The following is a 9,654-nucleotide window of genomic DNA, read 5'->3' as shown; positions in this document are numbered from 1 at the left end:
GCTTATTCGATCCCATTCGCACCCTACCGGCGAATATTGCCCTGGAAATGGCTTACGCTTTAGGCAATCATCGTTCGGCTTTATTTGTCAGTGGTCTGTTGCTGTTGCTGGCGAGTTTGGGGTTGGTACTGATTGCTGAGGCGATCGCCGATAAGGAAATTTATGAATAATCTCGAAAGCCGCAGCCGCAAAACGATCGCCTGTAAAGATGGGGCACTGGCAGTATTGGTGTGGGGAACGGCGATCGCCATTACCGGCATTTTTCTCTGGATTGCCATCGATGTCACCTGGCACGGTATCGGGCAAGTTTCTTGGGAGTTCTTGACAACCGAGCCTCGCAATTCCGGTCGCGATGGCGGTATTTCGTCAATTCTGATTTCCACTGGGTTGATTCTGGCAGTTTGTTTGGGGACTGCGGTGCCGTTAGCTTTGGGAACGGCGATTCTGCTGGCGGAGTTTACCGCCACTCACAACCGCTTCGGGCAGTGGGTGCGTCGCAGTTTGGATATGCTGGCGGGGGTTCCCTCGATCGTGTTTGGTTTGTTTGGCAATGCCTTTTTTTCCATTACCCTCGGCTTGGGCTTTTCCATTTTGTCGGGGGGCTTAACCCTGGCTTGCACGATCTTGCCGATCTTGATTCGCACCATCGAGGTGGGATTGCGATCGGTTCCCGATGACTACCGTTTAGGCGCGGCTTCGTTGGGTGTGAGCCGCACGAGCACCTTAATTCACGTCCTGTTACCCTCGGCGATTCCCAGCCTGATTGCCGGACTCATTTTAGGGATGGGACGGGCAATTGCCGAGGCGGCTGCCTTGATTTTTACCAGTGGTTACGTCGATCGAACCCCAACATCTTTGCTCGATTCAGGGCGATCGTTATCCATTCATATTTACGATCTATCGATGAACGTTCCTGGAGGAGATAATAATGCCTATGCTTCTGTCTTGGTTTTATTAGTGCTGCTGCTATTCATTAATAGCACCGCCACTGGATTGAGTAAACTCTGGATGCATCGATCGATTTAGCGTATTCCCACTTGCCGACTCCCTTGGCCGTCTCAAATGACCGCAAGTCTCCTTCTTTCTTCTAACTTCGCGTCTTTTGTCCCTTTGGGGTTGATTCAAACCCGTCTTCTTCAGGCAAACTGGGCGTAATTTTCTACACCCTTGTTATCTGTAAATTCAATGACCAAAACGTCTCCAGCCACGTCGTCAATTTCCTCTGGTGAAGCAAACTTCTCAAATTCTTATCTAGTCACTCGGGAGTTAAGTTTATCCTACGGCGATCGACTTGCCTTCGAAGATGTGAATTTCGAGGTCGATCGAGGTGAAATTGTGGCTCTTATCGGTCCCTCTGGTTGTGGAAAAACGAGCTTTCTCTCTTGTCTGAATCGCCTCACGGACTTGTTTCCCAACTGTCGGGTTTCCGGTCGAATTCAAATTGGCAGTTTGGATATAATGAATCCCAAGATTGACTCGATCGCCTTACGCCGTCAAGTGGGGATGATTTTCCAAAAACCGAATCCATTTCCCTTTTCAATTTGGAAAAATATCGCGTTTCCCCTTAAAGAACATGGTATTAAAAATCGCGATTGCCTCGATGAAATTATCGAACGAGTTTTGCGAGATGTGGGATTGTGGGATGAAGTCAAAGATCGGTTGAAGTCTTCCGCCTTAGGTCTTTCAGGCGGGCAACAACAACGCCTCTGCATCGCCCGCAGTTTAGCCCTCGAGCCGGAGGTGTTGCTCATGGACGAACCTTGCAGTGCCCTAGATCCAATTTCTTCAGGCATTGTGGAAGATTTAATTGCCAGCTTGCGCCGAAAATATACAATTCTAATTGTGACTCATAACTTAGCTCAAGCGAAACGAATTGCCGATTCAGCGGCGTTATTTTGGGTACAAAATGGTAGCGGTCGCCTGATTGAATCCGGCCCCGTCGAACAGATTTTTAATGCCCCCAAGCATTCAATCACGGCGGCTTATGCGAGCGGAATGAGGGGATAACAGAATTGATGGGGTTTCTGACTCAACCGAGCAACCGAAGTTGGAATAATATCAAGTTCGGATAATTAGTTCTAATTAAGCGCGATTTCCGATCGTCTTCTCTAATTCTCTCCCCCAGCTCACTTCACGATGAATGAGAAGTATTCAACCGAACTCGATCTAAGTTTTGCCCCCAACCTCACATTCGATTTGGATTTTGGACAAAACTCGATCTAGAGTGGCAGTCCCGGCAAACCCCTTCAAAGCTGGCGATCGCTACCTGATTAAAAAGTATTGAATGTTCTGAATCGATCGACTTTCCGAATTTGGAAAGACAGATAACGAATTTTATGATATAGCGACGCTCCAGCCACTTTTGAATGGGAAAATTATAGGAACTTTTTTTCAAAAGTTAACCCAAAAATTGACAAACCCAGAAGAGTAGGAGATCCTAAAATAGATCTCGATCGCGCTATCGAACATTTCTACACTAAACACTTTTATTAAAGGCTTTAACAGCTAGCTTTTCAGCTCTACACTTCCTCTCTTTACGCTCGCATTTTCGAGCTGAATGCCCCAAGGTTGCGAGCATCACATCTTGTCTTGATGTGTCCTTCGAAAAGTATGTCGATACTGATGGGTAAATTATTTGTGTTGAAAAAATTTAAAAAGTTATCCACCCTTGTCTTGTTGTTCTGCGTGACGATATTCGCCGCCTGGGGAATGACCTGGATGTGGGACGGCACTTCCAATATCTCTTCCATATCAGACGCAGACACCAATGGCAGTGGGGTTGTACTGGCTGCCGAACCCATCCATCCCATTCCTCTGACGCAAGACCTCGACGAGGAAAAAGTGGCGCTGGGCGAACGACTGTTTCACGAGCCAAAGCTTTCGATAAACGATACGATTTCCTGCGCCACCTGCCATCTTCTCGATAAAGGCGGCACCGACGGTTTGGGGACTTCCCTGGGAATGCAGGGAAGCAACACGGGACTGAACTCGCCAACGGTCTTCAATAGCGGCTTTCACTGGCGGTTGAACTGGGATGGCAGTGCGGCGACTTTGGAAGAACAAGCCGATGGCCCCGTTGCCGCAGCGAAGGAAATGGGAGGGATGAGCTGGGAGGATGTCATTGATAAGCTCAAGCGTTCGACAGACTACGTTAGTGCATTCAATCGTGCTTACGACGACGGTGTTACCGGTGACAATATCAAGGATGCCATCAGCATATTTCAGCGTTCTTTATATACCCCCAACGCTCCTTTCGATCGATATTTGCGGGGAGACGAAAATGCGATTTCCGACGACGCCAAAGCTGGATACAATCTCTTTAAATCTTACGGTTGCATCACCTGCCATCAAGGAATGCTAGTAGGGGGAAATATGTTCCAAAAAGTGGGAATTTTTGGTGACTACTTTGCCGATCGCGGGAATGTCATCAAATCTGACTTAGGACGGTATAACGTCACCCAAGATGATAGCGATCGCCATGTTTTCAAAGTTCCGAGTTTGCGAAATATTACTCGTACCGCTCCCTATTTTCACGACGGAAATCCGAAAACTCTCGATGAAGCTATTAAATTGATGGGTCAATATCAGCTCGGGGTCGATCTTCCTCAAGAAGATGTGGATCTAATAATGCAATTTTTGATAACCCTAACTGGTGAGTACCAAGGAAAGCCTGTGTGATGAGAACGATAAAATCGCTAAAATTCCTAAGTTCGATCGAGCGACAATGGCTGATTATATCTAGCGCCATCGTTATTTTAACTATTTCTATTTTTTTCATCGGTCAGAGTTTTTCCGTGAGTCGTGCGGGATACCAGCAGTACTACGATCGAATGCTAGAACTCAAAGAACTCGAAGCCGATTTCGATCGAGTAATTCTTACATCTCGATACGAGTTATTTTCTTCTTACGATCCGTTGGTAAAAAATCTTGCCAAGCAGCGATCGCTCGAACAAGAGTTAAAAAAAATACCTCGATTTGTTAATTTCAATAACCGGAAAACCATCGAAAAGAGTCTTGCCGAAAAATTCGAGAGCCTAAAAGAAAAAGAAGAACTAAGCGAACGCTTTAAGTCTCGAAATGCATTGCTCAAGAATTCTTTGCGTTATTTACCCCTGCTTACCAGTCAAGTCAATAGCCAAGATAGTAAAGGTTTAACACCCGAAATATTTTCCTCCTTAAAAGCGACTCTCGAAGGATTAATTCGCAATCTTCTATTATATAATATTTCTGTCGATCGAGAACTGACAACCAACATCAAGACTCTCACGACACAACTGTTAGATATTGACATCAAAAATAAAGTCAAAAAAGAAGACTTTCCAACAGAAAAAGTAATTTCCCATGCGAATATCATTCTAAATACAAAGCCTCAAGTTGAAAATCTGACGACTCAGCTTTTATCGCCATCCGAACCCTCCACAGAAGATTTAAAAAAAATATTCCAAACAAGCTATAGCCAAGCCCTACAAAGAGTTAAAATTTATCGCATTTTGAGCTTTATTTGGTTTCTGGTAATTCTTGCTTTAAGTAATTATTTATGGTTGAAGCGATCTCGAAATCGGCAAGAACCCAGTTTTGCCCGTATCAAACAACAGATCGAACAAATTTCAGCCGAGCTAAGCCCTCTTATCGAGAAATCGCATCGTTCATCTCATATTAATTCCGTATCTGAAAATTGCCTTTTTTCTAGATTGGAAACTCACAAAAAAGAACTAGACAAATTAGCCCACCAGGTACAACGAACCTCAGAGTATTGGCAAACCAAAGAGAGCCAGATACAGCAGCAGATTCAAGATCTCCAGAGTCAACTTGAAACGGCAAAACAGCACATAGAAAAAACCGTCACTAAAGCCAAGGAAACCAAGCTGAACCAACAGATTCTCCAACTGAGTGCCACCCTCGAACACGTTCGCAGCCAGAAACAAACGATCGAACCGGAATCCGAGTTGACTGAGGGTTCGATCGCCCATTTGAGCCTGCTGACGAAACAGCGACGCCAACTCATGACTCCTCCTATGTGGGAGCGTTTGGAAACAGTCTTCGGCAATGCACTCAACGAACGAAAATGCCAACAACTCGACTTTCAAAGCAGTCCAGAACTGATTCAACTTTCTTTTTGCCATCCCCCCCAAATTCAGCTATCTCGATTGGTTCTTCATTTGAAAAGCGTCGCATCGACCTGCCTTTATGAAGAATTTCAAGACCAGCTTCAAGACATTAAAGAACCGGGGGATATTTGGAGCGAAACTTATTTTCTGACCATCTCGGACGCAAGTGCAAATCGAGAGGAAGTACAAGCTCAATAATCTCAGCTCAGTCATCTCAAATTTCAAATTTTCTTCGGCTACTCGATCGCCTCCAGCCAGTTTCTTCTTGCCCGATCGATATCGGACAAACTCAGGGGAAACAAACCCACATCCTCGATTTCTTCATTGACGTGGGCGAGGTAAAAATGAATCAAGGCGATCGCCTGGGGCTTCTGTTTGAGTTGATTGGCATCGGCGTATAGGTATAGCTTCCGAGTCAGCGGATAAGTGCCATTTTCGACGGTACCGCGACCGATCGCCACCCCCTCCACCGAAACTAAGCGGAATGCCCGAGCAGCCTGCCGATAAGCTGAATAATTCAAAAACCCCACCCCGTAACGCGCCGTACTCAGTTCTTGAATCAGGGGCGCGTTGAATTGGAAGAAAGAGGTATTTGGCGCGTTCAGTACCGCCTCTGCATTCCCCTCAAACACCCGTTCGACCATCAAATCTACCGATGGCGATTTTGGACCGATGGCAAATCGCTTGATGGGTTCGTTGGGCCAGTCCGGGTTCGCCTCCGACCATTTGCTAACGGAGATAACATCCGCCAGCTCGGACAGCGAGACATTTTTCACGAACGCATCCAGCTGATTGACCGCAATTGCCAGTGCGTCTTGAGCGATCTCCAGTTCGATCGGTTGGCGACCCCCTTCTTCGCACGCAATTCGTTCCCCTTCCATCATCGGACGAGTCACCGTCACCAGATCGAATGTCCCCTTTTGGCACAACCCTCGAATTGCCGACGTAGAATCCATTTCGTTTAAATCGATGGTTCCGGCATAACCTTCTCGAATAAAACGCCGATAAATTCTTTCGTTGAGGGGATCGATGCTGGTCGCACCTGCCAGCGCCAAATCTCCATCAACCTCCAGAGGAACCACTGGTGGCAATGGAATCGCTCCATTTTCCTTTCGGGCAAACTGCGCCTCGACTCGATCGGAGATCGCTGATTCTGAGGCGAGTGGCTCTAGAGGTGCAACCGCTTCTGAAAACCGAACGTAGGGATTTTTGGGATTCTTATTATTGACTTCGAGATTCTCCGATTCCTGGAGTTGAGGGTTACACGACACGGGCAACCACATCAGGAGAACGAAGAGAGTGCGACACCCGCGAGCCATCCACCGGTCCCGCACGGGTTCGGCCGCTCGATTTCGAGGGTCGTCCGTGGTTCCATCTACTTCTGGCTTAACTTGTCTTTTCATTCCTATTCCTTTCCCTTCTGGTTCGATCGAAAAGCTATGACTCCTCCCGCGAAGACTTCGATGCGTTTGTCAGCCGCTCTAGGAGGGAACGTTGCTCCACAGCCACCTTGCCGTTATCATGGGCTTCCAACAGGTTTTCGACACTCTGAATCCGACACAGCGATCGCTTGCGCTCTTCAATAAAGCCGTTCATTTCTTGGGTCAAGCGAGGGCTGCTGTCGATCGCTCGTCGAGCCAATTCCGGATAAACGATTATTACTTCCACATCCTGAGTCGCGATCGCCGAAACCGGACTGGATTCTCCCAACAGCGCCATTTCGCCAAAGAAACTGTCCGGAAAAACCCGATCGATTTCCCGTTCTTGGTCTTGAAAATCCTTCGCGGTCAGTTTCACCTCTCCAGCTTTGAGAACGTACAATCCCTCATCGGGTTCTCCTGCCACAATAATCTGTTCCCCAACCCCATAATGTTTAACCTCCACTTCCTCAATGAGATTGTCGAGAACCGCCGAATTGAGAGCGGTCAGATAGGGGAGCGATCGCAGATAGTCCGCAATTTGCGATCGTTGCGCGGAGGATGCCTCAAGCAGAATCTGTTTTGAGGGAGGATATTGCTCCGCCACCGGCATCGTCAACCCGTAACGCTTCGCCGCATAGTAGATGCGAGCCTTGACGGTGGCTGAAATTCTCCTCTCTTTTGGCACAGCAGTCTGTATCCGTAACTCGTAAGTCGTCCAGTAGTCGTCATAGGAACCCAGAGACGGAAAGATCTTCAGAATCCCATCAATACCAACCGTCGCACTTTCGAGAGCCTCCAGCACCCGATTGGGCGGGTCTTTGCGATCGAATCCCACTTTGATACAACTCCATTTAACTGCTGGGATCTTGGGGGTTGAAGGATACTTCTTGATCGTTGCGCCCCCCAAAGCTCCATTGGGAATCTCAAAAGTTTCACCCATAGGGTTCCTCAAGATAACCGATCGCCAGCTAATATCGATAGCTTGACCCTTAATCCCGTTCGCCTCAATCCAATCTCCCACTTCGAACGGTTTGGAAGCCAAGAGCAAAAAGCCCGAGACCAGGTTACTGAGGGTATCTTGAAGCGCAAAGGCGATCGCTAAAGACCCCACCCCCAGTGCCGTCGTGATGCCCTTAATATCAACGGTCCAAATATCCCCAAGAACGTGGGCGGCAATCCCCACGATCGCTAAACCGCGCAGGGCTTGGAACAAGAGGTTGGGCACTTGAATTTGAAACGTACCGGGTTCGCTGGTGGTCAATACGGCGTTGAGCAAAGCCAACAAGGTGACGATAACGGCGATCCAAAATCCAGTTTCCACTAGCTTCAGCAGTAGGAAGGTCTCTGGTAGCTGCAACAGCCGTTCCATCACCACTAAAATTGCAGCCGACGGCAACACATATCCGCGCAGATGGCGCAATACTGGTGTGAGCCGACTTCCCCGCCCCTCAAAAAAATGAATGCACTCTCCCAGAACGATTGCCAGTGCCGGAACTCCCAGGATAATGACGAATCCCCAAAACACAATCGATGTATCCATCAGATGCTAAGCTCCCCCAGAGCGATGATTGACTGAATTTTCCATTAACGCTACGTGTCACTCGATCCTCCTCACGTGGCGAGCGAGCAGACCAATGCCCTCTTCCCCTCTCGGGTTTTGGATCGTTAAGTCGCACGTGGCGTCATTAGGCTTCGGTCGCCTCTACGGCAACGGGCGACTCGCTCTCGACACGATCTTTCTCAACACGATCTTTGCCCGAGTTCAACGATGCTTCTCGCATGGTGCCACTCAGGAGGTTATAGGTAGTGACCCAGGCTTTTTTAACGCTGGGGGTGAAATTGTCCCCCAGTTGTTGTTGGAGCGCCCACAACAACGCTTCACCAACAGTTTGGTAATGTTTTTCTTCCACCCCACAGCCCGCGTACTGACGGCCGAGATCTCGAACCACGGGTAACAGCTTGTCTAAATTGGTTAAGCCATTGACGGCGATTTGCAAGGTTGAGGCAAATTTCCGTTGTTGCACCGAGGTGTCTTCGCCGAAGAGAGATCGGACTTCTGGAGCGATCTCAAACAGCCGCTCGTAGAAAAGCTTGGCAGTGGACTCCATTTGCGGCAGCAACTGAGCGAAGGTGGTTTGCACGAGACTCGCTTGTTGGGAGAAGGTACTCGCTGGGGTAATTAAATTCCAGGTGGACAGTTCTCCCACATCCTCAATCGCGATGGGTTGGTAGCGGGCGAACATATACCGATCTTCGAGGCGATCGCGCACCGCCTGGGTGACTAAGATATTGTTGGCAGCTGCTCTATAGGAGAGTTGAGTGACCGTGCTGATGGTTTCGCCCCAAAGCTTGTAGGCGAACCTCTTCGAGCCGACGATTCCTCCCTCGAGGGGACCGCAGTCAATGCCCCCGTGCAAACTCAGTTCGAGATCGAATTCTTGGTTGGTTCCTTGCAGGATTTCGAGCATTTCCAGGGCTAGCTTCATGGTTCGCTCGCTACTATCGAGATAGGCTTTAGACAAACCGCAGATCGCCAGGTAAGTCGGGCTAATGGTATTTTGTCGCTCCAAACCCAACAGCTCGGCTTTCTCGTCGAACTCATCCACGAGTCGGTTCAAAATGGTATCGATTTGGGCGCTGGAGAGGTGTTGGGAAGCTTTCGCCAGACCGCTAAGTCGGACAAATAGAACCGTTGCCTGGCCGATGGAGTCGACAATTTGCGTTTCTCCTTGCTGCACTCGCGCCACGACTCGATCGGGCAACATATTCAGCAGTAGGGCTTCGTTCTCTTCATTTTTGCGAGCGACTAATGTGGTTTGGGTTCTCAGATCCCGTGCCATTCCTTCGATGACTCTTCCCAACTCGCCAAACTCATCTTCTGTATTCAGATTCACTTCCACATCCCGATCGCCTTCGGTCACTTGACGGGCCGCACGACTGAGGGTTTCGATGGGCTTCACGAAGATTTGCGCGGCTAAGTTGGAAATGAAGGTAATTGCCAGGATGAGAATAGCAGCCAAAATAATCAGGTAAACTTTCAGAGTATCGAGGGGTTCAAAGGCTTCGGCGCGATCGATCTCTGCAAGAATGCCCCATTCGAGACCTTCCACATTCAACCGCGAGAA

Annotated in this window: 7 protein-coding genes; 4 read left to right on the top strand and 3 right to left on the bottom strand. The window is 48.5% G+C overall.

The genetic code is table 11. The annotated features are described in order from the left end of the window. Nucleotides 1-162 precede the first annotated feature (162 nt). From pstA to IQ235_RS10185, 4 genes are all read left to right on the top strand, one after another. Nucleotides 163-1,026, top strand: coding sequence for a phosphate ABC transporter permease PstA (gene pstA / locus IQ235_RS10200; RefSeq protein ID WP_264321364.1), 864 nt, complete (start codon nucleotides 163-165; stop codon nucleotides 1,024-1,026). Nucleotides 1,027-1,185: 159 nt separating this feature from the next. Next, complete coding sequence (locus IQ235_RS10195; RefSeq protein WP_264321363.1) at nucleotides 1,186-2,007, top strand: phosphate ABC transporter ATP-binding protein; 822 nt, start codon at nucleotides 1,186-1,188, stop codon at nucleotides 2,005-2,007. Nucleotides 2,008-2,622: 615 nt separating this feature from the next. Further along, entirely contained in the window at nucleotides 2,623-3,678 is a 1,056-nt protein-coding gene (locus IQ235_RS10190) for a cytochrome-c peroxidase (protein WP_264321362.1), read from the top strand. Next, nucleotides 3,678-5,306, top strand: coding sequence for a DAHL domain-containing protein (locus tag IQ235_RS10185; protein ID WP_264321361.1), 1,629 nt, complete (start codon nucleotides 3,678-3,680; stop codon nucleotides 5,304-5,306). The genes IQ235_RS10190 and IQ235_RS10185 overlap by 1 nt, the downstream gene beginning before the upstream one ends. 38 nt (nucleotides 5,307-5,344) lie before the next feature. Here IQ235_RS10185 and IQ235_RS10180 read toward each other — a convergent pair whose 3' ends face one another. The 3 genes from IQ235_RS10180 to IQ235_RS10170 form a co-directional block, all read right to left on the bottom strand. Further along, nucleotides 5,345-6,511 carry a PstS family phosphate ABC transporter substrate-binding protein gene (locus IQ235_RS10180; protein ID WP_264321360.1) on the bottom strand — a complete coding sequence of 389 codons (1,167 nt, stop codon included), beginning with the start codon at nucleotides 6,509-6,511 and terminating at the stop codon, nucleotides 5,345-5,347. A 34-nt stretch (nucleotides 6,512-6,545) separates the two neighbouring features. Further along, on the bottom strand, nucleotides 6,546-8,069 hold the full coding sequence (locus tag IQ235_RS10175) for a mechanosensitive ion channel domain-containing protein (RefSeq protein WP_264321359.1): 1,524 nt from the start codon (nucleotides 8,067-8,069) through the stop codon (nucleotides 6,546-6,548). Between the two features lie 145 nt (nucleotides 8,070-8,214). Then, nucleotides 8,215-9,654: adenylate/guanylate cyclase domain-containing protein (locus IQ235_RS10170; protein ID WP_264321358.1), on the bottom strand; the 1,440-nt coding region annotated here is incomplete at its 5' end.

Source organism: Zarconia navalis LEGE 11467 (genome assembly GCF_015207075.1).
Classification (GTDB): domain Bacteria; phylum Cyanobacteriota; class Cyanobacteriia; order Cyanobacteriales; family Geitlerinemataceae; genus Zarconia; species Zarconia navalis.
This window is presented reverse-complemented; position numbering and strand designations above follow the sequence as displayed.

Bases quoted from the DNA above. Each gene is read 5' to 3' on its own strand.
- pstA (WP_264321364.1), top strand. From the start codon at position 163: ATGAATAATCTCGAAAGCCGCAGCCGCAAAACGATCGCCTGTAAAGAT.
- IQ235_RS10195 (WP_264321363.1), top strand. From the start codon at position 1,186: ATGACCAAAACGTCTCCAGCCACGTCGTCAATTTCCTCTGGTGAAGCA.
- IQ235_RS10190 (WP_264321362.1), top strand. From the start codon at position 2,623: ATGGGTAAATTATTTGTGTTGAAAAAATTTAAAAAGTTATCCACCCTT.
- IQ235_RS10185 (WP_264321361.1), top strand. From the start codon at position 3,678: ATGAGAACGATAAAATCGCTAAAATTCCTAAGTTCGATCGAGCGACAA.
- IQ235_RS10180 (WP_264321360.1), bottom strand. From the start codon at position 6,511: ATGAAAAGACAAGTTAAGCCAGAAGTAGATGGAACCACGGACGACCCT.
- IQ235_RS10175 (WP_264321359.1), bottom strand. From the start codon at position 8,069: ATGGATACATCGATTGTGTTTTGGGGATTCGTCATTATCCTGGGAGTT.